This window comes from Sphingomonas sp. PP-CC-1A-547, assembly GCF_003610375.1.
Lineage (GTDB): Bacteria > Pseudomonadota > Alphaproteobacteria > Sphingomonadales > Sphingomonadaceae > Sphingomonas.
Genome location: NZ_RAPZ01000009.1, coordinates 1 through 1,437 on the forward strand (window position 1 = coordinate 1; position 1,437 = coordinate 1,437).

Sequence of the window (1,437 nt, forward strand, 5' to 3'; positions counted from 1 at the left end):
ATCGGCGACGTCGTTGGTGCCAGCCGACGCGACGACATCAAGCTGGTTTCGAACATTTCGCAAATAGAGGTGCCGTCCAGTAAGGCGGCATCGCTTGGGTTAATCCTCAACGAGATAGCGACCAACGCCATCAAGCATGCATTTGCCAACGGGCGAGCCGGTACGATTTCTGTCCGCACCGCCCTGGAAGGCAATAATGCCCTGATCGAAATCACCGATGATGGCCATGGGCTAGCCAGCAATGACGTTCAGCCGGACGGCATTGGCAAGATGCTTATCTCCCGCCTCGCCAAGCAAGTCAGGGCCGACGTCATGTGGTCCGACGCCGCCCCCGGGGTTCGTGTATCTCTCTCATTCCCGGTGGACGATTAATGAGTGTACGTGCCCAACCGCCGTTGAATGTGCTGATCGTCGAGGACGAAGCTCTTTTGGCCATGGATATCGAAGCGATGATCGAAGACGCCGGTCACCGTGTCGTCGGCGAGGCCGCGTCTCTCTACGAAGTTGAAGACCTGGCAAGCGATCTCCATCCGGACCTGGCTTTTGTCGACATACAGCTTGCGAAAGGCACCAGCGGCCTGGATGTCTGTGCACTAATCCGGAAGCGATGGGCGGACGCGATAGTCGTCTTCGTCACTGCAAACCCACTTAAGATCCCAGCCGACTTTGCCGGTGGCCATGGCGTCATACCCAAGCCCTTCTCCCGGAATGGTCTGATGTCTGCAATGCGCTACATCGAAGAGGGTGTCTGCGATCCGCCGCCCGTATCCCCGCAGCCGGCGAGCTTCATTGCAGCACCCGCGTTTGCCGCAGAGTGGTCCCAGACTAGCCGCTGATTTCCGGGTGATAACCGACAATCGCATGGCCTCACGAGGTGGGACGACAGATGACAAAAGTTCTACAAAATTCCGATTACGTTGATCCATCAACGTCTTACCGCTAGGACGTTCCTGCTTTGGACCGTCAGCCATTCCCGCCTTCGCCTATTCGACCGCACGATGCCTCAGATGTCGTACGCGAGGCTGTCGACGCATTTGCGTCCCGCCTCAACGAGCATGACCCCTTCGTTGCGGCGTTCGATCACTGCATTACGCCGATGGTCGTCAGCGATCCAACGCTACCGGATAACCCGCTGGTTTACGTCAATCGTGCGTTCGAGGCTTTGACGGGGTTCTCGGCGGTCGAGGTCGTCGGCCGGAACTGCCGCTTCATGCAGGGACCGTTGACCGATCAGGCCGACGTCCAGCGCATGAAGGATGCGGTCGCTAGCCGCGAGCCGATTGATATCGACCTCCTGAATCACCGTCGTGATGGCACGCCGTTCTGGAACCGCCTCATGGTCGCGCCCGTGCATGACGCGACCGGCAGCCTACGCTACTTCGTGGCATCTCAGCTCGATGTCACGCTCGAGCGGCACGGGCTGTTGCAGTTGGAACG

At 58.9% G+C, this 1,437-nt stretch carries 3 protein-coding genes; all 3 read left to right on the top strand.

Going from position 1 to position 1,437, the window contains the following annotated elements; genetic code table 11:
- On the top strand, positions 1–372 hold a 372-nt coding region (locus C8J39_RS00665; RefSeq protein WP_165895387.1), incomplete at its 5' end, for a sensor histidine kinase.
- A complete protein-coding gene (locus tag C8J39_RS00670; RefSeq protein ID WP_120298915.1) occupies positions 372–836 on the top strand; it encodes a response regulator in 465 nt (154 codons plus the stop codon). The genes C8J39_RS00665 and C8J39_RS00670, both read left to right, overlap by 1 nt.
- A 260-nt stretch (positions 837–1,096) precedes the next feature.
- Positions 1,097–1,437, top strand: a 341-nt coding sequence (locus C8J39_RS00675; protein WP_259457482.1) for a PAS domain-containing protein, incomplete at its 3' end; no start/stop codon positions are given.

Bases quoted from the DNA above. Each gene is read 5' to 3' on its own strand.
- C8J39_RS00670 (WP_120298915.1), top strand. From the start codon at position 372: ATGAGTGTACGTGCCCAACCGCCGTTGAATGTGCTGATCGTCGAGGAC.